Source organism: Paracoccus sp. S-4012, assembly GCF_009674885.1.
Classification (GTDB): Bacteria; Pseudomonadota; Alphaproteobacteria; order Rhodobacterales; family Rhodobacteraceae; genus Paracoccus.
In genome coordinates, this window is sequence record NZ_WKKA01000005.1 from 40,994 (window position 1) to 62,511 (window position 21,518).

Consider the following 21,518-nt stretch of genomic DNA (forward strand, 5'->3'; position numbering starts at 1 on the left):
CGCCTCCATGCCCGCCACGCTCTCCACCGCCGAATCCGACTTCGAGCCGCGCTTCGCCGCGCTGCTCGCGGCCAAGCGCGAGGATGCGGCCGATGTGGGCGCCGCGGTGGATGCCATCATCGCCGATGTCCGGGCGCTCGGCGATCTGGCGCTGATCGATCTGACCGCCCGTTTCGACCGGCTCGACCTCACGCCCGCGACCCTCCGCATTCCGACGGAGGAGATCGCCGCGGCCGCCGCGAGCGTCGCCTCCGAGGACCGCGCCGCCCTCTCGCTCGCCGCCAACCGCATCCGCGCCTATCACGCGCGCCAGATGCCCAGGGACGAGCGGCTGACCGATCCCGAGGGCGCAGTCCTCGGCTGGCGCTGGACGCCGGTGGATGCGGCCGGGCTCTATGTGCCGGGCGGGCAGGCCTCCTATCCCTCGTCGGTGCTGATGAATGCCGTCCCCGCGCGCGTGGCGGGGGTGGAGCGGCTGGTCGTCTGCGTCCCGGCGCCCGAGGGGCAGCTGAACCCGCTGGTCCTCGCCGCCTGCCAGATCGCCGGGGTGGACGAGGTCTACCGCGTCGGCGGCGCGCAGGCGATCGCGGCGATGGCTTACGGCACCGCGACCATCGCGCCCGTGGACAAGATCACCGGCCCCGGCAACGCCTATGTCGCCGCCGCCAAGGCCCGCGTCTTCGGCCGCGTCGGCATCGACATGATCGCCGGCCCGTCCGAGGTCGTCATCATCGCCGACGCCACCGCCGACCCCGAATGGCTCGCCCTGGACCTGCTGGCGCAGGCCGAGCATGACGCCGACGCGCAGTCCATCCTGCTGACGCCCGACCCGGCCCTCGCTCGCGCCACGGCCGAGGCGGTGGCGCGGCTGCTGCCCACCCTGCCCCGCGCCGCCATCGCGGGCGCGAGTTGGCGCGACCACGGCGCGGTGATCGTGACCCGCGACCTCGACGAGGCCACGGCCCTCGCCAACCGCCTCGCGCCCGAGCATCTCGAGATCTGCACCGACGACCCCGAGGCCGTTGCCGCCGGGGTCCGTCATGCCGGCGCCATCTTCCTCGGCGCCTTCACGCCCGAGGCCGCAGGCGACTATGTCTCCGGCCCGAACCACGTCCTGCCGACCGCGCGCTCGGCCCGCTTCTCCTCCGGCCTCTCCGTCCTCGACTTCCTCAAGCGCACCACCATCTCGCGCCTGACGCCCGAGGCCCTCGCCGCCATCGGCCCGGCGGCGGTGCGCCTGGCGGAGGCCGAGGGGCTGCAGGCCCATGCCCGCTCCGTGGCCGCCCGCCTCGCCCGCGGCGGAGGCCCCGCATGAGCACCGACCGGATCGCCCGCATCGAGATCGACGACAGCACCCAGGCCCCGGCCACGCCCGAGATCGAGCAGGAGCGCCGGGTCGCCGTCTTCGACCTGCTCGAGGACAACAGCTTCCGCCTGCCCGGCCGCGAGGGCACCCCCGTGCCGCCCGGCCCCTACGCGCTCCTGCTGGCGATCCGCGACGGGCGCCTCGTCTTCGACATCAGCCGCGACGACGACGCGCCGGTGGGCGAGTTCCACCTCTCGCTCGGGCCGTTCAAGCAGGTGGTGAAGGACTATTTCCAGATCTGCACCAGCTACTACGACGCCGTGAAACGCCTGCCGCCGGCCCAGATAGAAGCGATCGACATGGCCCGCCGCGGCATCCACAACGAGGGTGCGCGCACCCTGCAGGAGCGACTGAACGGCAAGGCCGATGTGGACATCGACACGGCGCGGCGGCTCTTCACGCTGATCTGCGCGCTCAACCCGCGCTGATGCCGGTGGCGCCGTTTCCGCGCTCGGTGCTTTTTTGCTGTGATCACAACGCCATTCGCTCGCCCATGGCCGAGGCGATGATGAAGAAGTTCTATGGCCGCGATGTCTATGTGCAGTCGGCCGGCGTCCGCAGCGAGCTGGAGGTCGACGGCTTCGCCGTCGCGGTCTGCGCCGAGCTGGGGATCGAGCTCCACCGCCACCGCGTCCGCAGCTTCGAGCAGATGCGCGACTGGGGCGACGACCTTGCCGCCTACGACCTGATCGTGGCGCTCTCGCCCGCCAGCCAGCGGCACGCGCTCGAGCAGACGCGCGTGAACCATCTGGAGGTCGAATACTGGCCGGTCCTGGACCCCGCCGGCCTCGGCGAGACCCGCGAGGCGAAACTCGACGCCTACCGCCAGACGCGCGACCAGATCCGCGTGCGGATGCTGGATCGGTTCGGGCCGCCACGGGAGGCGGAACCGGCCCGCCATTAACCGCGGCTTCATCCCCTGCTGCTAGGGTGCGTCCAAGCCCTCCGCAGAAGGAAGACGCGGCCCATGGAAGACAAGCTGACCGAATCGGCGCGGACTCGCGCCCTGGCGGCCGCGGCGGCGGCGAACGCCGTGCTGGAACTGGCGCCGGACGGCACGGTGCTCGACTGCAACGCGGGTTTCGGCGCCATCACCGGCCTGCCGCCCGACTGGATGATCGGCCGCAGCCTCGACCAGATCTTCCCCGGCCGCAACCCGGCCGAGACCGCGGCGGGTTTCGCCCGCGTGATGCAGGGCGAGGTCGTGCATTACGAGAGCCGGCGCCGCACCCGCGACGACCGCAGCGTCATCCTGTCGAACACCTGCGTGCCGATCCTCGACGAGGCCGGGCGCCCGGTGCGGATTCTGTCGCTGGTAGTGGACCTCGGCGCCGCCGACCGGCAGGCCGAGGGCATGGGCGAGGTGCTCTCGGCGCTGTCGCGCTCGCAGGCGATGATCGAGTTCGCGCCCGACGGCGTGATCCTGGACGCCAACCGCAACTTCCTCGAGGTGCTCGGCTACCAGCTCGAGGAGGTGAAGGGCCGCCATCACCGGATGTTCCTGGCCCCGGCTGACAGCGCGCAGCCGGGTTACGCCGCCGCCTGGGCCGATCTCACCCGCGGGCACCCGCAGCAGGGCGAGTTCCGGCGCATCCGCAAGGATGGCCAGCCGATGTGGATCGCCGCCACCTACACCCCGATCCTCGACGCCTCCGGCAAGGTCACGCGGGTGGTCAAGTTCGCCACCGACGTGACCGGCCGCCGGCGCGGCGTCAACGCGCTGATCCGCGGCATCGAGCAGCTGGCGCAGGGCGACCTCACCGCGCGGCTCGACACCGCCATCGCCATCCCGCCCGAATTCACCCAGGTGCGCGAGGCCTTCAACGCCTCTATCGCGCAGCTCGCGCAGCTGGTGGACGAGCTCCGCGGCCGCTCGGGCGCGATGCGGGCCGAGGCCATGGCGATCGCGGGCGGCGCCGACGACCTCGCGCGACGGGGCGAGACGCAGGCTGCCTCGCTCGAGCAGACGGCGGCGGCGGTCGAGCAGATCTCGGGCAATATCGGCATGACGAGCGAGTCCGCGCGCGATGCCGACGCCTCGGCCCGCGCGGCCGAATCGATCGTCCGCGACGGCGCCGGCATCGTCACCCGCGCCATCGAGGCAATGGAGCGGATCGAGACCCACACCCGCCACATGGCCGAGTTCACCCGCGTGATCGAGAACTTTGCCTTCCAGACCAACCTTCTGTCGATCAACGCCGCGGTCGAGGCCGCGCGCGCGGGCGATGTCGGGCGCGGCTTCGCGGTGGTCGCCAACGAGGTCCGCAACCTCGCGCAGCAATCGGCCAAGGCCAGCCAGTCGATCGCCGAGCTGATCGGCAAGAGCGAGGCCGAGGTCACGACCGGCGTGCGCCTCGTGCGGGATGCGGGCGGCGCGCTCGGCCAGATCAGCGGCGCGGTGGCGGCGATGGCCTCGCATGTGGCCGGCATCGCCCATGCCACGACCGAGCAGGCGGTCGGCGTGCGCGAGGTCTCGGAGGCGCTTGCGCAGCTCGACACGGTGAACCAGTCGAACCTCGCGCTGAGCGACAGCAACGCGGCGGCGGCGGCCTCGCTCTCGACCCAGGTGCAGGAGATGAACCAGCTCCTCGAACGCTTCCGCACCGCCGCCGCGGCGGCGGTGGCGCAGACCTCCGGCGGCATCCGGCCCCTGCGGCTGAGCGCCTGAGGGGGTGGGCGGGGCGTGCTCCGGCCCCGCCCGTCCCGGACTCAGAGGTCGTAGATCTCGCCGAACTTGCCCTCGAGATAGTCGAGCAGCGGCTCGGGACTGACCGCGCGCCCGGCGGCGGCCTCGATCAGCGGCACGGGCCGGTGCAGGCCGCCGTGCCGCTGAACCGCCTCGCGCAGCCACTCGGCCGCGCCGCGCGCGTCGCCCGCGGCAAGCTGCGTGTCGAGGTCCGGCAGCGCGGCGCGCATCGCCTCGTCCAGGCAGGCGGCGTAGATGTTGCCGAGCGCGTAGGTCGGGAAATAGCCGAAGAGGCCGACCGACCAGTGCACGTCCTGCAGCATCCCGTTCGACGGCCGGTCCACCGCCACGCCGAAATCCTTGAGAAACCGCGCGTTCCAGGCGTCCGGCAGATCCTCGACGTCCAGCCGTCCGGCGATCAGGTCGCGCTCAAGGTCGAAGCGCATCATGATGTGCAGGTTGTAATGCACCTCGTCGGCGTCGGTGCGGATGTAGCCCGGCGTCACGCGGTTGACGGTGGCGTGGAAGGCGTCCGGGTCCGCGACCGACAGCGTCCCGAAGGCATCCGTCATCCGCCGGTGCAGCCAGCCGGTGAAGGCGCGCGAGCGGCCGAGCTGGTTCTCGAAGATGCGGCTCTGGCTCTCATGCACGCCCATCGAGACACCGTGGCCCAAGGGCGTGAAGGCGTAGTCGGGGTCGATGCCCAGCTCGTAGCTCGCGTGGCCGACCTCGTGGATGGTCGAGTAGATGCAGTTGAACGGATCGCTCTCGACCACGCGGGTGGTGACGCGCACGTCCTGCCATTCGCCCATGCTGAAGGGGTGCACGGCGAGGTCGAGACGGCCGTGGTTCCAGTCGTAGCCGAAGGCGGTGGCGCAAGCGCGCGCGATCCGCATCTGCCCCTCCTGCGGAAACCGGCCCTCGAGGCGCGGCGGCGTTGCGTCCGAGCCCAGCACCGCCTCGCGCAAGGCGACCAGCCGCGGCCGCAGCGCGTCGAAGATGCGCGCGATCTCACCCGCGGAGGTGTCGGGCTCGTAGTCCTCCAGCAGCGCGTCATAGACATCGCCGCCATCGGCGAGCGCCGCCCCCTGCTCGCGCTTGAGCGTGACGACTTCGGAGAGCGTCGGCAGGAAGTCCTGCGGCCGCTCGGCGCCGCGGGCGTCGGCCCAGATGCCCTGCGCGAGCGAGGTCACGCGCGCGATCTCGGTCGCGAGGCGCAGCGGCACGCGGCAGGCGCGGCTGTGCTGGCGCGCGATCAGCTCCAGCATCCGGTCGTCCTCGTCGTCCTCGGCGAAGTCCGGGGCACGCTCGAGCCACTCGCCGATGCGGGGATCGGTGCGGCGCTCGTGCAGCACCGCCTCGAGCGCCGCGATCTCCTCGCTGCGCTGCTCGGCCGCGCCCGTGGGCATCACCGTCTCGCGGTCCCAGTCGAGGCGTCCGGCGACCGAGGCGAGCGCCTCGGTGGTCCGCTGGAAGGCCATCAGATCGTCGAAGGCGTCGCTCATCGGATGGTTCCCCGGATGGATGTCTCGATCGGATAGCGGGCGTGGTGGCGACCACGCAGGATCAGCACGAAGAGGGCCACGGCGCCGACCTGATGGGCGAGCGCGAGGCCAAGCGGCGCGGCATGGATCACGGTGAAGATGCCGAGCAGGATCTGCACCGCAACCGCCACCAGCATCGCCGTGACGGCCCCGCGCGTCACCGGATGCGGCGAGCGGCGGGCCCGGGTCCAGACGACGACCGCGAAGATCGCTACGAGGTAGCCGACCATGCGGTGGATGAACTGCACGAGGCCAGGGTTCTCGACGAAGTTGCGCCAGAGGGGCTCCAACTCGAAGGCACGGGCCGGAAACCACTCGCCGCCCATGCGCGGCCAGCCGGTATATTGCCGCCCGGCGTCGATCCCCGCGACGAGGGCCCCGAGGAGGATCTGGACGAAGGTCAGGTGCATCAGGCCGGTGGTCATGGAAAACAGCTTCGGCTCACCGGCGCGGCGGGCGCGCATGAGGTCGGCCTCGGAGCGCCCGAGCAGCATCGCATACCACGCGAGCACGCCGAGGATGGCGAAGGCGAGGCCGAGATGGACCGCGAGCCGGGTCGAGGCCACGCGGGTCAGCGTGTCGGTGGCGACGCCGGAATGGACCATCCACCAGCCGATCGCGCCCTGAAGCCCGCCTAGCACGCCGGGCAGGATCAGCCGCCCGGTCCAGCCGGCGGGAATCTGTTTGCGCAGCCAGAACCACAGGAATCCAACCGCCCAGACGAGGCCGATGATCCGGCCGAGTTGCCGGTGCGACCACTCCCACCAGTAGATGCGCTTGAACCCGGCGAGGTCCATCTCCGCGTTCACTTCTCGGAACTGCGGGATTTGCTGGTATTTCGCGAACTCGGCTTCCCAGGCGGCGGCGCTCGTGGGCGGCAGCGTGCCGGTGACCGGCCGCCATTCGGTGATCGAGAGGCCGGAGCCGGTCAGCCGCGTGGCCCCGCCGAGGGCGATCATCGCGGCGACCAGCAGGAACAGGACCACCATCCAGGTCCGGATCGCGCGGCGCGCGCCCCTGGGGGCGGCGTCGATCATGCCGCCGCGCGGCGTGGCGGCGGCCGGGCGGGTGGTCTCGCCCACCTCCTCGAACACGGGTCGTCTGGCCATGCGCTCCCTCCGGGGTTGCCGCGAGAGCGCTACCCCGCAGGCGCCATGCGGTCAATCGCGGGGCGGCCGGACGAGCTGGCGCAGCGCGCCGTGGAGGATCTGCACATCCGCACGCGTGAGATCGAGCCGCGACCAGAGGTTGCGCAGCGTCAGCCGCATCCCCGGCGCCTTCGCGGGCGGGAAGAAGAAGCCCGCGGCATCGAGGCGCTCCTCCCAATGATCGGCCAGCCGCTCGATCTCGACCCGATCGGCGGGCACCTCGGCCGGGGGGCGGCGGCCCGTCGGCAGCGGGTGCGCGGGCAGCGCCTCGCGGGCCCATTCGTAACCGAGGAGCAGCACTGCCTGCGCGAGGTTCAGCGAGGGGAAGTCCGGGTTCACCGGCACCGTGACGATGGCGGAGGCCCGCGCCACGTCCTCGTTCTCCAGCCCCGCCCGCTCGGGGCCGAAGATCAGCGCCACGCGCGCCCCCTGAGCCGCCACTCCACGCGCCTCGGCCATCGCGGCGGCGGGGGTCAGCACCGGCTTCGTCATCTCCCTCCCGCGCGCGGTCGTGGCATAGGCGCGCTGCACGCCCTCCATCGCCTCGGCCAAGGTCGGAAAGACCCGCGCCCGGTCGAGCACCCGTCCCGCCGCGCCCGAGGCCATCGCCACGGCCTTCGGGTTCGGCCAGCCGTCCCGCGGGGCGACCAGCCGCAGCTCGTCGAGCCCGAAGTTCAGCATCGCTCTCGCCGCCGCGCCGATGTTCTCGCCCATCTGCGGGCGCACGAGGATGACCACAGGCGGAGGGAGGGCGGGATCGGGCGAGGGCTGCATCGCCGCGCCCTATCGCGAGGCCCGCTTCCCGGCAAGTCCGGGCATGGACGCGGGGCCGCCTCGCCCCTACATTCGCGCCGATGACCGACCTCGCCCCGCCCATTGCCGACGCCGCGCCCGCGGACACCGCCCCGGCCTATCAGGTCCTCGCCCGGAAATACCGGCCCGAGACCTTCGCCGACCTCGTCGGCCAGGACGCGATGGTCCGCACGCTGAAGAACGCCTTCGCCGCCGACCGGATCGCGCAGGCCTTCATCATGACCGGCATCCGCGGCACCGGGAAGACCACGACCGCGCGGATCATCGCCAAGGGGCTGAACTGCACCGGCCCGGACGGTCAGGGCGGCCCGACGACCGAGCCCTGCGGGCGCTGCGAGCACTGCACCGCGATCGCGGAAGGCCGGCACGTGGACGTGCTGGAGATGGACGCCGCGTCTCGAACCGGCGTGAACGACATCCGCGAGATCATTGAATCGGTTCACTATCGCGCGGCCTCGGCGCGCTACAAGATCTACATCATCGACGAGGTGCACATGCTCAGCACCTCGGCCTTCAACGCGCTCCTCAAGACGCTGGAGGAGCCGCCGCCACATGTGAAATTCATCTTCGCCACAACGGAAATCCGCAAGGTCCCGGTCACGGTCCTCAGCCGCTGCCAGCGGTTCGACCTGCGCCGGATCGAGCCGGAGGTGATGATCGCGCTCCTGCGCCGGATCGCGGCGGCCGAGGGGGCGGCGATCACCGGCGACGCGCTCGCGCTCATCACCCGTGCGGCCGAGGGCTCGGCGCGGGATGCGACCTCGCTGCTCGATCAGGCGATCAGCCACGGCGCGGGCGAGACCACGGCCGGGCAGGTGCGCGCCATGCTGGGCCTCGCCGACCGGGGGCGGGTGCTCGACCTCTTCGGCATGATCCTGCGCGGCGATGCGGCGGGGGCGCTGGCCGAGTTGCAGGCGCAATATGCCGATGGCGCCGACCCGGTGGCGGTGTTGCGCGATCTGGCCGAGGCGACGCACTGGATCTCGGTGCTGAAGATCACGCCGGACGCGATCGACGACCCGACGCTGGCCCCGGACGAGCGCGACCGCGGCGCGCGGCTGGCGCGGGACGTGCCGATGCGGGTGCTGACGCGGCTCTGGCAGATGCTGCTCAAGGCGCTTGAGGAGGTGTCGGTGGCACCGAACGCGATGATGGCGGCCGAGATGGCGGTGATCCGGCTCACGCATGTGGCCGACCTGCCCGACCCCGAGGCGCTGATCCGCAAGGTGCAGCAGGCGCAGGCGGCGGGGGAGTTCGCGGCGCGGGGTGCGCCAAATGGCGGCAGCGCCCCGGCACCGAGGGCGGCCGCGCCTGCCGATGCTGTGTCCCAGGCGAGTTACGGCGCAGGAGGCGGCGGCGCCGCCACCGCCCGCGCGCTCGATCCCGCGCCGCAGCTTGCCGACTATCCCGACTGGCAGTCGGTGCTCACCTTGATCTCGCGCATGCGCGACGTGCGGCTGCTGCTGGATGTCGAGGCCCATGTCCGCCTCGCCCGCTACGCCCCCGGCCGGATCGAGTTCGAGCCCGCCCCGGACGCCCCCCGCGACCTCGCGCAACGCCTCTCCGAGCGGCTGCGCGGCTGGACCGGCGGCGCCCGCTGGTCGGTCACGCTGGTCAACACCGGCGGCGCGCCGACCATCGCCGAGGCCCGCGCCGCGGCGGAGGCGGAGGCGCTTGCCGCGGCGACGGCCAGCCCGCGCGTTCGGGCGGTCCTCGAAGCCTTTCCCGGCGCGCGCATCGCCGCCGTGCGGGCCGCACCCGTGCCGGAGATCGCGGCCGAGGCCCCGGGCGAGGACGGCGTGCAGGTGGATGCGGGCGAAGGCCCGGTGGCGGCGGTCGAGGAATGGGACCCGTTCGAGGACGAGGATTGATGCGATGAAGGGACTGGGCGGTTTCGGCGACATGTCGAAGATGATGGCCGCGGCCCGCGACATGCAGGCCAAGGTCGAGGAGATGCAGTCCGGGCTGGAGAAGCTGGAGGTCGAGGGCAATGCCGGCGCGGGCATGGTCAAGGCGACCGCGAACGCCAAGGGCGAGCTTCTGCGCCTCGCCATCGACCCCTCGCTCTTCCGGGCCGAGGACCGCGAGGTGGTCGAGGACCTGATCGTCGCCGCCGTGCGCGACGCGCAGACCCGCGCGACCGACGCCGCGAAGGCCGAGGCCGAGAAGATGGCGGCGAGCTTCGGCCTGCCGCCGGGCATGAAGCTGCCCTTCTGAGCATGGCCGCCGAGGGCAGCGACGACATCCAGGCGCTGATCGCGCTGATGGCGCGGCTGCCGGGCCTAGGGCCGCGCTCGGCCCGGCGCGTGGTGCTGCACCTCATCCGCCGCCGCGCCGGGCAGATGGGCGAACTCGCGCGGCTGCTGGCCTCGGTGGCCGAGCATTCGCGCGAATGCGCGATCTGCGGCAACGTGACCGATGCCGAGCTCTGCCCGATCTGCGCCGATCCCGGTCGCGCCAATGGCGAGCTTTGCGTGGTCGAGGACGTGGCCGATCTCTGGGCGCTCGAGCGGGGCCGGGCCTTCAAAGGCCGCTATCATGTTCTAGGCGGGACGCTCTCGGCCTTGGACGAGGTTGGACCGGAGGACCTCCGCATCCCCGAACTCGTGGCACGGATCGGCGACGAGGGTGTGCGCGAGGTGATCCTGGCGCTGAACGCCACGGTCGAGGGGCAGACTACCGCGCATTACATCGCCGATGCGCTCAGGGGCAACGGCGTCGCGGTCAGCGGTCTGGCGCAAGGGGTGCCGATCGGCGGCGAGCTCGACTATCTCGACGACGGCACCATTCAGGCGGCGCTCAGGGCGCGGCGGGCGTTCTGACCTCCCGGCGGCTCAGGCGGCCGCCGGAAGCTCCACCGCCGGCACGTTGCCGTAGCGGTCCACGCCCAGTCCCTCGGTGTCGATCTCGGGCTTGCGGCCGCTGATCTGGTCCGCGAGCAGCCGGGCCGAGCCGCAGCTCATGGTCCAGCCGAGCGTCCCGTGCCCGGTGTTGAGCCAGAGGCCCCGCACCCCGGTCGCGCCGATCACCGGCGTCCCGTCCGGCGTCATCGGCCGCAGCCCGGTCCAGAAGCTCGCCGCCTTCAGGTCGCCGCCGGGGAAGAGGTCCGTCACCGACAGCTCCAGCGTCCTGCGGCGGCGGGCGTCGAGGCGGTCGTCGAAGCCCGCGATCTCGGCCATGCCGCCGACCCGGATGCGGTCGCCAAGGCGGGTGAGCGCGATCTTGAAGCTCTCGTCCATGACGGTCGAGACCGGCGCCCGCGCGGGGTCGAGGATCGGGATCGTCAGCGAGTAGCCCTTGACCGGGTAGACCGGCAGGCGGATGCCGAACTCGCGCACGAGGCCGGGGCTCTGGCTGCCCAGTGCCACGACCAACGCGTCGGCGTCGAAGCGGCCGGCGTCAGTCTCCACGCCGGTCACGCGGTCAAACTCGCCGATCAGATGGCGGATCGTGACGCCGTGGCGGAAGGTGACGCCGCGCGCCGCCGCGAGCGCGGCGAGGCGGGTGGTGAACTTGTAGCAGTCGCCGGTCTCGTCGTTCGGCGTCCGCAGGCCGCCCTTGATGAGGTGGCGGGCATGGGCGAGGCCCGGCTCGACCGCGATGCAGCCATCGGCATCGAGCAGCTCGAACGGCACGCCATCAGCGGCAAGCGCCTTCATGTCCTTGTCCGCCGCCTCGACCTGCGCCTCGGTGCGGAAGAGTTGAAGCGTGCCCTTGCGGGCGCCGTCATACTCGATCCCGGTGCTGTCGCGCAGTTCGGCCAGCGAGCGGCGGCTGTAGTCGGCAATCCGCAGCATCCGCCCCTTGTTGCGGGCATAGGCCGAGGAGGTGCAGTTGCCCAGCATCTGCGTCAGCCAGGACACCATCTCGACCTCGGCTTTGGGCCGCAGGATGAAGGGCGAATGCTCGGACAGCATCCATTTCGCGGCCTTGACCGGGATGCCGGGCGCGGCCCAGGGCGAGCAGTAGCCGAAGGAGATCTGGCCGGCATTGGCGTAGCTGGTGGCGCGCGCGGGCTCGGCCTCGCGGTCGATCACGGTGACCTCGTGGCCCGCCTGGGACAGATACCACGCCGAGGTGACGCCGATCACGCCACCGCCCAGAACAACGATTTTCATGGCCAACCCCCGCACGCCCCTTGCGCAACGGGATTATCGCGCACGATCCTTCGCACTGGCGTGCTCTTTGTCGCTGGATCCATTATATTGTCGGTCGGCACGCAACGATCATGCGGCAATTGATAGATCATGCAGACCCTCGACCGCATCGACCAGGCCCTGATCCGCGCACTGCGCCGCGACGCGCGAATCACCAACGCCGCCTTGGCCGAGGAGGTCGGCCTCTCGCCCTCCGCCTGCCTGCGCCGGGTCCGGCTGCTGGAGGAGCGCGGCATCATCCGCGGCTATACCGCGATCGTCGCAGGCCCGGCGCAGGAGCGGCGCGACACGGTGATCGTCCGCATCACCCTCGACCGGCAGACCGAGGACGTGCTGACCCGGTTCGAGAACGAGTTGCGCCGCCACCCGGAAATCCGCGAGGGCTGGCTGATGACCGGACAGGAGGACTACCTGCTGCGGCTCGAGATTGACGGCACCGGCGATTACGAGCGGGTCCATAAGGACGTTCTCTCGCGCCTCCCGGGGGTTGCGCGGATAAACTCGAGCTTCGCGATCCGCAGCCTGCTGTGAGTCAGCGCGGCTCGACCCGGTCCTTGCGGCGCATCCAGGCGAGGTAATAGGGCGCGATCCGCCGAGCGATGGCATGAGCGGGCAACGGTGTGGGCTCGGTGAAAGGGAGCGCCAGTTGGTCCACCGGCGTCCCAGCCGCCGCCCGCGCCAGGTCGCGGCCGAGCGCCACGCCGAGCGCGACCCCACGGCCGTTGTCTCCGGTCCAGGCGTAGCCGTCCCGGCCGAGGCGGTGGACGCGCGGGAAACGGTCCGCGGTCATGCCGATATAGCCCGACCAGACATGCGTCATCTCGGGCGTGCCGAGCTGCGGGAAGGCTTCGGCGAGGTTCTTCGCCGCCTTCGCCCGCACCCGGTTCGCCACGTCGCGCGAGCCCATCACCACGCCGCCGGTGATGAGGCGGTTCCGCGCATCGTAGCGGAAGAAGCGCAGGTCGCCGCGCGTGTCCGACACCGCCTGCCGCCCCGGCAGAAGCGTCGCGCGGATGGTGTCGGAGACCGGCGCGGTGGACATCTGCCAGGAGAGCACCGGCACGATCTCGCGCGCGATGCGGGGGGCGAGGCTGGAGGCAAGCTCGCCCGTGTAGGCGTTGGTGGCGAGGATCAGGCTGCGGGCGCGGACGGTCCCGGCCTCAGTCTCGACCCGCCAGCCGGTGCCCTCGCGGGCGTAGCTGAGCGCCGGGCTGCGCTCATGGATGGTGACGCCATGCCGCTCGGCCGCCGCCGCCATGCCGCGGGCGAGGCCCAGCGGATTGACGTGCCCGCCGGTGGGATTGAGCATCCCGCCGTGCCAGAAGCCGGTGCCCAGCAGCGCGCGGGTCTCCTCGGCGTCGAGGAACTGCGCCGGGAAGCCCCACCGCTCCCATGCCTCGACGCGGGACCGGGACAGCTTCACCCGCCCCGGCGAATGCGCCGGCTGGAACCAGCCGGTCTGCTCGGCCTCGGCGATCTTCTCGAGACGCTCTTCGCGGACTAGGGAGAACAGGATGTCCGCGCTCTCCCCCACAAGCCGCGCGAAACGCTGGCCCGCGGCGCCCCACTTCGCGGCGATGGCGTCCGGTTCGGCGGCGGTCATGGTCGGGATCACCTGCCCGTTGTTGCGCCCCGAGGCACCCCAGCCGACGGCCATCCCCTCGAGCACGATCACCGACAGACCCTGCCGCGCTGCCTCGATCGCGGCCGACAGCCCGGTGAAACCGGCGCCGATCACCACGAGATCGGCCCGCGCCTCGCCGGCGAGCGGCAGCGAGAGTTGGCGGCGTTGCGCGGTGTCCGCCCAGATCGAGCGCGGGAAGGCGACGGTGTCGGTGGTCATGGGGCTCCCTCCGTCTCGAGCGCGACCCGCGGCGGGGTCCAGTCGCGGCCGGGGATCGAGGCGATCAGGCTCTGCGTATAGGGGTGCTGCGGGTCCGAGAACACCTCCGCCGTGGGGCCGGTCTCGACCACCTCGCCCTTCGACATGACCATGACGCGGTCGCAAAGCTGCGCCGCAACGCGCAGGTCGTGCGTCACGAACAGCAGCGACAGCTGCAGCCGCGCGCGCAGGTCCGCGAGCAGCCGCAGCACCTGCGCCTGCACCGAGACGTCGAGCGCCGACACCGGCTCGTCGGCGACGATCACCCGCGGCTCGAGCGCGAGGGCGCGGGCGATGCCGATGCGCTGCCGCTGGCCGCCCGAGAACTCGTGCGGGTAGCGCTCGCCCGCGGCGGGCGAGAGCTCGACCAACTCCAGCAGGCTGCGGGCGCGGGCATGCGCCTCGGCCTTCTTCATGCCGTGGATCATGGGGCCTTGGGCGATCAGGTCGATGACGCGCTTCCTCGGGTTCAAGGACGCCATCGGGTCCTGGAACACCATCTGGATATGCCGGCGCAGCGCCCGCACCTCGGCCGGCTTCGCATGGGCGAAGTCCTCCCCGCCGATCAGCACCCGCCCGCTGTCAGGCTGGATCAGCCGCGTGACGATCCGCGCCACCGTGGTCTTGCCCGACCCGCTCTCGCCCACGACGCCGAGCGTCTCGCCCCGGCGCAGCTCGAAGGAGAGGTCGCGGACCGCCTGCACGGGCTTGCGGCGCGGGCCAAAGAGGGTGCCGCGGGCGGAGAAGGTCTTGTCGAGGCCCTCGGCCTTGAGCACCACGGGCGCGTCGGGCGGAATGGCAGCGGGCGGCGGCGGGATCAGGGCAGGCACCGCGGCGATCAGGGCCCGGGTGTAGGGGTGCTGCGGGCGGTTCAGCACCTCGGCGGCCGGCCCCTGCTCGACCAGCTCGCCCCGGCGCAGGACCGCCACGCGGTCGGCGATCTCGGCCACCACGCCGAAGTCGTGGGTGATGAAGAGGATGCCCGCCCCCTCGCCCCGCTGGATGTCGCGGATCAGCGCCAGCACCTGCTTCTGCGTCGTCACGTCGAGCGCGGTCGTTGGCTCGTCGGCGATGATGAGGCGCGGGCGCAGCACGAGCGCCATCGCGATCATCACCCGCTGCCGCTGCCCGCCCGAGAGCTGGTGCGGATAGGCCTGCGCCGCGCCGGCTGGATCGGGGATGCGAACTTCCTCGAGGATCTCGCGGATGCGCGCGCGCCGCGCCCTGCGGTCGAGGTCGGTGTGGAGGCGCAGCACCTCGTCGATCTGCCAGCCGACCCGCTTCTGCGGGTTCAGGGCGGTCATCGGCTCCTGGAAGATCATCGCCATGTCGTCGCCGCGAAGGCCCCGCATCTCGGCCTCGGAAAGCGGCGCGAGATCGCGCCCGTCGAGGCGGATCGTCCCGCCCGCGACCTGCACCCCCGGCGCCAGCAGCCGCATCGCGGCGAGGGCGGCGAGCGACTTGCCCGACCCGCTCTCGCCCACGAGGCAGACGATCTCGCCCGCGCGGACCTGCAATGTCAGCCCGTCGAGCGCCAGCGGCCGGTCGCTGCCCGGCGGCAGCGCGACGGTCAGGTCGCGGAACTCGAGGACCGGGGCGCCGTCGCTCATTTCTTCTGCCGCGGGTTCAGCGCCTCGTTCAGCCCCTCGCCCATCAGGCTGAAGCTGAGGACGGTCAGGAGGATCGCGATGCCGGGCAGGACCGCCACATACCAGTCCGAGCGCAGGACCGAGCGCCCCTGCCCGATCATGTTGCCCCAGCTGGCATGGTTCGGATCGCCGAGCGCGAGGAAGGCGAGCGCGCTTTCCAGCAGGATCGAGGTCGCCATGATGACCGAGGCGAAGACGATCACCGGCGGCAGGGCATTCGGCAGGATCTCGCGGAAGATCGTGGCGACGGGCCGCTGGCCGAGGCTGCGGGCGGCCTCGACGAACTCACGATGCCGCAGCGACATGAACTCGGCCCGCACCATGCGCGCGGGCGAGGTCCAGGAGACGATGCCGATGCCGAAGATGATGCTCTCAAGCGACGCGCCCATGATGGCGACGAGGGCGAGCAGCAGGATGAAGCTCGGCACCGTCTGGAAGGCGTCGGTGAAGCGCATCAGCACGTCGTCCACCCAGCCGCCCCAATAGCCGGCCACGGCGCCGATCACGATGCCGATGCCGACCGAGATCAGCGTGGCGACGACGCCGATCATCAGCGACACGCGCGCCCCGTGCATCAGGCCGGCGAGGATGTCGCGGCCGAGTTGGTCCGTGCCCAAGGGCGCCACCGGGTTGGTGAAGGGATCGGTCAGCGGCTGCGCCACGCGGCGCAGCGGGTCGCCGGGGGTGATGACATCGGCCAGCAGCGCGGCGGCGACCACGAGGACGAACAGCACGAGGCCGAACACCGCCGCGCGGTTGCGTCGGAAGCGGCGCCAGAACACGGCGAGGCGGCCGGGCTCCTCCGGCGGCAGCTCGGACGGCTCGACGAGGGCCGTGGCGAGGTCGGGATCGAGGCTCATCTCAGCTCGATCCGCGAGTCGAGCCGGGCATAGATCAGGTCGGTGATGAAGTTCACCGCGATCACCAGCAGAGAGGACAGGAAGACGATCCCCATGAGCGTGTTGAGGTCGCGCCGGATGACCGAGTTGTAGGCCAGTTGCGCGATACCGGGCAGCGCGAACATGGTCTCGATCACGACCGAGCCGCCGAGCACCGTGGCGAATTGCAGCCCGAGCAGCGTGACCACCGGCAGCATGGCGTTGCGCATGATGTGGTGGCGCATGATGCGCCCCTCGGGCGCACCCTTGGCCCGCGCGGTGCGGACGAAATCGAGCTCGGAGACCTCGATCACGCTCGACCGCATCAGCCGCATGTAAAAGGCGAGATAGATCAGCGACAGCGCCGCCACCGGCATGATCATGTGGATTGCCATGTCGAGCCACAGCCGCCAGCCGGTGTGGAAAGCGGCGATGTCGCGCAGGCCGCCCACCGGCAGCCAGCCAAGATGGATGGAGAAGAGCAGGATCATCAGCAGCGCGAGAAAGAAGTTCGGCATCGCATAGAAGACGAGGCCAAGCGTCGAGATCAGGTTGTCCGCCGCGCTGTAGGCGTGCCGCCCGGCCCAGGCGCCGAGGGCCACGCCGCCCACGAAGGCCAGCGTCAGCGAGGCTGCCATCAGCGCCAGCGTCACCGGCAGGCGGTCCAAGAGCAGCGTCGAGACCGGTTGCTCGTAGACATAGGACCAGCCGAAATCGAAGGTGGCGAGCTTGCCCATGTAGCGCATGAGCTGCACCCAGACCGGCTGGTCGAGGCCGTATTCCTGCCGCATCCGCGCGATGAAGGCGGCATCCGCTCCGCCCATGTCGCCCACGAGCGCGTCCACCATGTCGCCTGGCGCCAGTTGCATCAGCAGGAACGTCCCGACCATCACGATGAGGATGGTCGGGACCGCCTGCAGCAGCCGCCGCAGCGCATAGGCAAGGATCGGGGGCATTCGCATCGGGTTTCCCTGTCGCGGCGATCCGGGCGGACGCATCACCCGCCCGAACGCCCGCGTCAGCTCACTGGTTCAGCCACAGGTCGTACCAGCTCGAGCTTTCCCACCGCGGCGTGTTGGTGTGGTTCATCAGCACGTTGTTGTAGATGCCGATGAACGGATGCTCGATGGCGAAGATCACCGGCAGGTCGATCATCTCGAGCCGCTGGATCTGGTGATAGAGGTCGGCGCGTACCGCCGGGTCCAGCTCATGCGCGGCGGCGTCGATAAGGGCGTCCATCTCGGCCGACTGGTAGCCGAACTGGTTGGTCCAGGGCTGGCCGGGCGGCGTGCCCGAGCGCAGCCAGACCGTGGTCGAGACCGCCGGGTCCGAGCGGAACTGGTGCCAGCCGTTCGCGGTGTCGAAGTCGTGGTCGCGGTAGACGCCGTTCAGGAAGGCCGGCGTGTCGTTGGTGACGATGTCCACCTGGATGCCGATCTCGCGCATGGCCTGGGCGAAGTATTCCCCCCAGAGCTGCGTGTATTCGCCATAGGGCGCTGAGCGGTGGCGCAGCGTGAAGCGGATGCCGTTGTTGCCGACGGGGTATCCCGCCTCGTCCAGCATCTGCCGCGCGAGGTCGGGGTCGTAGGGATAGGTGGTCACGTCGTCGGTGTAGTTGATGCCGCCGGTCGAGGGGATCGGCCCGCGGCCTTCCTGCGCGAAGCCCCGCATGATGCTGTCGATGGCGAATTGCAGGTCGAGCCCGTGATAGATGGCTTTCCGCACCTCCGGGTTGGCGAGGATCTCGTTGCGCAGATTGAACTCGATGGTCGAGTGGGCGACGTTGTTCTCGTAGCCCTTGGTGCCGACCGAGAAGCGCGGATCCTCGCCCAGCCGGATCATGTCCGCCATTGGGATGCCGATGAAGCCCGAGCCGTGGATCTCGCCCGCCTCGATCGCCGCCGCCGCGGCCGACTTGTCGGGGATGAAACGCCAGATCACGCGGTCGAGATAGGGGAACTCCTCGCCGCGCCAGTAGTCCTCATTGCGCTCGGCGATGATGTGCTGGCCGCGCTGATACTCGCGGAAGACGAAGGGGCCGGTGCCCACGGGCGCGGTGTTGTGCTCGTTGCGCTGGTAGTCGGTGCCCTCGTAGAGGTGTTTGGGCACCGGATGGCCGAGGTCCGGCATGGCGGCGACCATCAGCGCCAGAGGCATCGGCTTGCTGTAGTTGAAGACCGCCGTATGCGGGTCCGGGCAGTCCACCGACTCAAGGTTGGCCTGGAGGGTCGAGCTGTAGTTCAGCAGCGGCTTCCAGAACTCCATCGCCGAGAAGGCCACGTCATCGCAGGTGAAGGGCTCGCCGTCGTGCCAGTTGACGCCTTCGCGCAGCTTGAAGGTGATCTGCAGCCCGTCCTCGGACGAGGACCAGTCGGTCGCCAGAACGCCCACCGGGCCGTCATAGGTCAGGTCGATCAGCGGCTCCATGATCTTGCCGGTGATCTGGTAGACGCCGGTCGAGGCGCGCAGCGCGGGGTTCAGCACGCCCTGCTCGGTCACCAGATGGAAGATCGCGGTGCCCCCGCGCTTCGGCTCGGGGGCGGCGGCCTCCTGCGCGAGCGTCGCAACGGGCAGCACGGTCGAGAGCGCAAGGGCCGCGAACAGGGTGCGGTGGGTCATGGGGTTCTCCTCGTGGCGGATCGGGCGGCGGGCGCCCCGGCCTCGTCGGTTGACACTTGCTGACTAAAGCTGTGCGACTGTCAAACGCAAGACGGCAAAGGGATTGGCATGGGCGCAGGGGCGGAAGGCGGCAGGCCCGCGGTCTGGATCACGGGCGCAGGCTCGGGGATCGGCCGCGCCATGGCCGTGGCCTTCGCCGCAGCGGGCTTTGTCCCGGTGCTGACCGCGCGCGGCAGCGAGGGACTGGAGGCCACGGCCGCCGCCGTGGCGCAGGCGGGCGGCGACTGCCTGCTGCGGCCCGGCGACGTCCTCGACCGCGCCGCGATGGCCGCCATCACCGAGGAGGCCGAGGCCGCGGGCCGGTCCTTCGCCGTGGTCTGCAACAACGCCGGGACCAACGGCCCGAACCGGAGCTGGGAGGCCCTCGACTGGGCCGAGTGGGACCGCATCCTCGATCTCAACATCAAGGGCGCGCTCGCCGTCATCGCCGCCGCCCTGCCCGCCATGCGCCGCCGCGGCGGAGGCACCTTCGTCCACACATCATCATGGGCCGGGCGCTTCCATGCGCCGCGGGCGGGCGTGCCCTACGGCGCCTCGAAGCACGCGCTGAACAGCCTCTCGGCCAGCCTCAACGACCTCGAAGGGCCGCATGGCATCCGCTCGACGGCGCTCTGCCCGGCGGATGTGAGGACGCCGCTGCTCGCCCGCCGTCCCGGCTACGATCCCGAGAACCCGGCGCTCGACCCCGAGGTGGTCGCCCGCGCCGCGGTCTTCGCCGCCACCCTGCCGCCCGGCGCGGCAGTGCCCGAAATCACCCTGACCGCGCTGCTGCGCGCCATGCCCGAAGGAGCCCCGACATGACCGACCATCCCGTGACCGGCATCGACCACGCCTTTCTGCTGGTCGACGACCTCGAGGCCGCCGCAGCGGACTGGCGGCGCATGGGCTTCACGCTCTCGCCGCGGGGCCTGCACAGCGCCGCCATGGGCTCGGCCAACTACACCATGATGTTCCCGCGCGACTATCTGGAGCTGCTGGGCGTCGTCAGCGCGGTCGAGGGCAGCGCCGCGCACCGCAGGAAGCTCGCCGAACAGGGTCAGGGCCTCCACGCCATCGCCGTCCGCATCGAGGGCACCAAGGCCGAGGACGCGACCGCGCGGCTTTCGGAGCGCGGGATCGCCACCGGCGCGGTGCAGCACTTCTCGCGCCCCGTGGACCTGCCCGGCGGCGGTCAGGGCGAGGCGGCGTTCTCGATCTTCCCCTACGCGCCCGAGGAAATCCCGCAGGGCCATGTCTTCGCCTGCGGCCACCACACCCGCGACACGGTCTGGCTGCCGGAACTGCTGGAGCATCCGAACGGCGCGCAGGGGCTCGACAGCTTCACCGTCCTCAGCCCGGAGCCGGAGAAGGCCGCGCGCGGCTATGCCCGCCTCTTTGCCCATGGCGAGGTCAGCGCCGAAGGCGACGGCTTCCGCGTGGCCACCGGTCTCGACTCGGCCGTGCTGCGCGTGCTGCCGCGCGAGGCCGCCGCGGCCCTCTGGCCCGGCCTCGATCTGACCCGCCTGCCCCGCGACGCCTATGCCGGGGTGGCGATCAGGGTCCGCGACCTCGCCGCGACCGAGGCGCTGCTGCGCGGCGCGGGCCTGAACCCGGCCCGCCTGCCGTCGGGGAGCATCGCCCTCGGCCCCGAGGCGACCGCGGGCGCGGTGGTCGAGTTCGTGGCCGACTGACCTCACCCGCCCCCGCCCAGCACGGCGCGGGCGGGGGTCCGCGTGCCATTCCCGGCCCGGACCAGCTCGTGGATGTCGCGCTCGACGGCGGGGGCGAGGAACAGGTAGCCGGTCGAATACTGGCCGGTGGCGATCAGCGCGGGCAGGTTGTGGATCAGCACCCGCCCCTCGGCCAGGGTGCAGACGCCCTCCAGCCGCAACTCGCGCAGCAGGCGGTTGACGTGGACCGCGGTCATGCCCGTGACCTCGGCGAGGTCGTTCTGCGACAGCGGCAGCGTGTAGCCGTCGGGCATGCAGAGGCCGCGGGCGTAAAGGCGCACGAACATCTCCGACAGGAAGTTCGCCAGCCGCGCCCGTCCCGCCAGCCGCCCGGTGCGGAACACCCAGTAGCGGTAGATCGAGGCGTCGATCAGCGAGATGTGCCACAGCTTGCGGTAGAGATCGGGCCGCTCGCTCTCCAGCCGGTCGAGGTCGGCATGCGCCGTGGGCCGCACCATCGCATCGCCGAGGGCGTCCACCTCATGATCGAGGACGCGCAACTGGTAGGCCGAGAGGTCGAAATAGTCGCCGGGGATCTGCAGCGCGAGGAACTGCCGCCGTCCGCGCCGGTCGAGGTTGTAGCGCCCGACGAAGCCGCGGGTGAGATAGAGGCTGCGGTCGAGAGGGACGAAGGAGCGCACCACTCGGGTCCGCGCACGGCAGAGCTCGGGTGGTCCCATCATGCCCGCGAGCCGGGCCGCGTCCTCGGGCGAGAAGATGCCGGGATACGCCCGGTCGATGGGGAAGTCCTGCAAGGTGGCGGTCTCCGTCTTTACTTCATCCGACGGTTGAGGCGTGCCATCGCGCCCGCGGTACGGGACGTGCCATCGTTTTCCAGAGGGTTTCGCGCATACCCGCGCAAGTTCCGGCGGCGCAGGCTGATTTAGTTGAGTCTGGTTCCACAATGCGCCGTGCGGAAGCTCAAGTCTAGTTCACGGGAATGTCACACCGTGCCCCCCTCGCCCGGAACACGGCAAGGCGAGGATGCGTTCACGCCACGACTGCCT

The 21,518-nt window shown here is 71.2% G+C and carries 20 protein-coding genes; 10 read left to right on the forward strand and 10 right to left on the reverse strand.

What is annotated here, in order from left to right; genetic code table 11:
• The first annotated feature begins 7 nt into the window (after nt 1-7).
• The 4 genes from hisD (at nt 8) to GI374_RS08355 (ending at nt 4,034) form a co-directional block, all read left to right on the forward strand.
• Nucleotides 8-1,315 (forward strand): histidinol dehydrogenase, encoded by a 1,308-nt coding sequence (gene hisD / locus GI374_RS08340; protein WP_154336563.1) that lies wholly within the window; start codon nt 8-10, stop codon nt 1,313-1,315.
• On the forward strand, nt 1,312-1,794 hold the full coding sequence (locus GI374_RS08345) for a UPF0262 family protein (protein ID WP_154336564.1): 483 nt from the start codon (nt 1,312-1,314) through the stop codon (nt 1,792-1,794). The genes hisD and GI374_RS08345 overlap by 4 nt, the downstream gene beginning before the upstream one ends.
• Entirely contained in the window at nt 1,794-2,270 is a 477-nt protein-coding gene (locus tag GI374_RS08350; protein ID WP_154336565.1) for a low molecular weight phosphatase family protein, read from the forward strand. The genes GI374_RS08345 and GI374_RS08350 overlap by 1 nt, the downstream gene beginning before the upstream one ends.
• A 63-nt stretch (nt 2,271-2,333) precedes the next feature.
• Complete coding sequence (locus GI374_RS08355; protein ID WP_154336566.1) at nt 2,334-4,034, forward strand: methyl-accepting chemotaxis protein; 1,701 nt, start codon at nt 2,334-2,336, stop codon at nt 4,032-4,034.
• A gap of 41 nt (nt 4,035-4,075) precedes the next feature.
• Here GI374_RS08355 and GI374_RS08360 read toward each other — a convergent pair whose 3' ends face one another.
• Genes GI374_RS08360 through GI374_RS08370 form a run of 3 tightly spaced genes read right to left on the reverse strand, consistent with a single transcriptional unit; the run spans nt 4,076 to nt 7,518 of the window.
• Complete coding sequence (locus GI374_RS08360; protein ID WP_154336568.1) at nt 4,076-5,557, reverse strand: carboxypeptidase M32; 1,482 nt, start codon at nt 5,555-5,557, stop codon at nt 4,076-4,078.
• Nucleotides 5,554-6,705, reverse strand: a complete 1,152-nt coding sequence (gene ctaA / locus GI374_RS08365; RefSeq protein ID WP_154336569.1) for a heme A synthase — start codon at nt 6,703-6,705, stop codon at nt 5,554-5,556. Before ctaA ends, GI374_RS08360 begins: the two co-directional genes overlap by 4 nt.
• Before the next feature lie 51 nt (nt 6,706-6,756).
• Nucleotides 6,757-7,518, reverse strand: coding sequence for an RNA methyltransferase (locus GI374_RS08370; RefSeq protein ID WP_154336570.1), 762 nt, complete (start codon nt 7,516-7,518; stop codon nt 6,757-6,759).
• 80 nt (nt 7,519-7,598) lie between these two features.
• Here GI374_RS08370 and GI374_RS08375 point away from each other — a divergent pair, with 80 nt between their 5' ends.
• Genes GI374_RS08375 through recR form a run of 3 tightly spaced genes read left to right on the forward strand, consistent with a single transcriptional unit; the run spans nt 7,599 to nt 10,379 of the window.
• On the forward strand, nt 7,599-9,428 hold the full coding sequence (locus GI374_RS08375; RefSeq protein WP_154336571.1) for a DNA polymerase III subunit gamma/tau: 1,830 nt from the start codon (nt 7,599-7,601) through the stop codon (nt 9,426-9,428).
• Between the two features lie 4 nt (nt 9,429-9,432).
• Nucleotides 9,433-9,774, forward strand: a complete 342-nt coding sequence (locus GI374_RS08380) for a YbaB/EbfC family nucleoid-associated protein (RefSeq protein ID WP_154336572.1) — start codon at nt 9,433-9,435, stop codon at nt 9,772-9,774.
• Between the two features lie 2 nt (nt 9,775-9,776).
• Nucleotides 9,777-10,379, forward strand: coding sequence for a recombination mediator RecR (gene recR, locus GI374_RS08385; protein ID WP_154336573.1), 603 nt, complete (start codon nt 9,777-9,779; stop codon nt 10,377-10,379).
• A gap of 12 nt (nt 10,380-10,391) precedes the next feature.
• On the opposite strand, the gene GI374_RS08390 is transcribed toward recR, so the two are convergent.
• Nucleotides 10,392-11,675, reverse strand: coding sequence for a D-amino acid dehydrogenase (locus GI374_RS08390; RefSeq protein WP_154336575.1), 1,284 nt, complete (start codon nt 11,673-11,675; stop codon nt 10,392-10,394).
• A gap of 129 nt (nt 11,676-11,804) precedes the next feature.
• Between GI374_RS08390 and GI374_RS08395 the strand changes: the two genes are divergently transcribed.
• Nucleotides 11,805-12,245: an Lrp/AsnC family transcriptional regulator gene (locus tag GI374_RS08395; protein WP_154336577.1), complete on the forward strand. Its 441-nt coding sequence runs from the start codon at nt 11,805-11,807 to the stop codon at nt 12,243-12,245.
• A 1-nt stretch (nt 12,246) separates the two neighbouring features.
• Here the strand turns inward: GI374_RS08395 and GI374_RS08400 are convergent, their stop codons facing one another.
• From GI374_RS08400 to GI374_RS08420, 5 genes are all read right to left on the reverse strand, one after another.
• Nucleotides 12,247-13,557 carry an FAD-binding oxidoreductase gene (locus tag GI374_RS08400; protein ID WP_154336578.1) on the reverse strand — a complete coding sequence of 437 codons (1,311 nt, stop codon included), beginning with the start codon at nt 13,555-13,557 and terminating at the stop codon, nt 12,247-12,249.
• Nucleotides 13,554-15,206, reverse strand: coding sequence for an ABC transporter ATP-binding protein (locus tag GI374_RS08405; protein WP_154336580.1), 1,653 nt, complete (start codon nt 15,204-15,206; stop codon nt 13,554-13,556). The genes GI374_RS08400 and GI374_RS08405 overlap by 4 nt, the downstream gene beginning before the upstream one ends.
• Nucleotides 15,203-16,105 (reverse strand): ABC transporter permease, encoded by a 903-nt coding sequence (locus tag GI374_RS08410; protein WP_154336581.1) that lies wholly within the window; start codon nt 16,103-16,105, stop codon nt 15,203-15,205. Before GI374_RS08410 ends, GI374_RS08405 begins: the two co-directional genes overlap by 4 nt.
• The gene (locus GI374_RS08415) at nt 16,102-17,085 is read right to left on the reverse strand and encodes an ABC transporter permease (protein WP_154336582.1); all 984 of its coding nucleotides are present in this window, start codon (nt 17,083-17,085) and stop codon (nt 16,102-16,104) included. Before GI374_RS08415 ends, GI374_RS08410 begins: the two co-directional genes overlap by 4 nt.
• A 61-nt stretch (nt 17,086-17,146) precedes the next feature.
• Nucleotides 17,147-18,742, reverse strand: a complete 1,596-nt coding sequence (locus GI374_RS08420; protein ID WP_154336583.1) for an ABC transporter substrate-binding protein — start codon at nt 18,740-18,742, stop codon at nt 17,147-17,149.
• Between the two features lie 108 nt (nt 18,743-18,850).
• Here GI374_RS08420 and GI374_RS08425 point away from each other — a divergent pair, with 108 nt between their 5' ends.
• On the forward strand, nt 18,851-19,603 hold the full coding sequence (locus GI374_RS08425; protein ID WP_154336585.1) for an SDR family oxidoreductase: 753 nt from the start codon (nt 18,851-18,853) through the stop codon (nt 19,601-19,603).
• Entirely contained in the window at nt 19,600-20,472 is an 873-nt protein-coding gene (locus GI374_RS08430; protein WP_154336586.1) for a VOC family protein, read from the forward strand. Before GI374_RS08425 ends, GI374_RS08430 begins: the two co-directional genes overlap by 4 nt.
• Nucleotides 20,473-20,474: 2 nt before the next feature.
• Here the strand turns inward: GI374_RS08430 and GI374_RS08435 are convergent, their stop codons facing one another.
• Entirely contained in the window at nt 20,475-21,266 is a 792-nt protein-coding gene (locus GI374_RS08435) for a Crp/Fnr family transcriptional regulator (protein WP_154336588.1), read from the reverse strand.
• Nucleotides 21,267-21,518 lie beyond the last annotated feature (252 nt).